General features: G+C 45.3%; 1 protein-coding gene. It reads right to left on the reverse strand.

Annotated elements, in window-relative coordinates:
- Positions 1–437 (reverse strand): Ig-like domain-containing protein (locus tag CXF95_RS26335; RefSeq protein ID WP_157828263.1); only part of this gene is annotated, 437 nt, incomplete at both ends.

Genomic DNA, 437 nt, shown 5'->3' on the forward strand with positions numbered 1-437 from the left:
TAGTCTTTCACTTAACTCAATAATAAATTCTGCATCGCGAGGCACATTGGTCGCGTTGTTAGGGATATTACGATAGAGCACGCTTCCTTGCAGTAAGTCGGGACTGTCTGCAGTAGCGAAATTCTGCACCAGTGGCACGGCCAGATCGTTACCACTAATGTCTATTAAGCCATCGACGATCAGACGGTAGCTACTATTGGTAGCAAGCAGATCTTTAGGTACTACATAGATAGTCCTTCTGTCGGCGCTCAAACTAATGTTGCTTGCTACAACAGTGCCAACACTGTCTTCCAGCATGACGCCATTAATCCTAATTGGATTAAGCGGTTCGTCAAACCTCACTCTGATCCACACATTGGTTGGGACATCCGTAATACCGTCAAATAAAGTAGAGTCGACAAAATTCGGGCTGTCATTGTCAGCAGCAAAATTGGTCG

Source organism: Paraglaciecola sp. MB-3u-78 (assembly GCF_002835935.1).
In the GTDB taxonomy this organism is placed as follows: domain Bacteria; phylum Pseudomonadota; class Gammaproteobacteria; order Enterobacterales; family Alteromonadaceae; genus Paraglaciecola.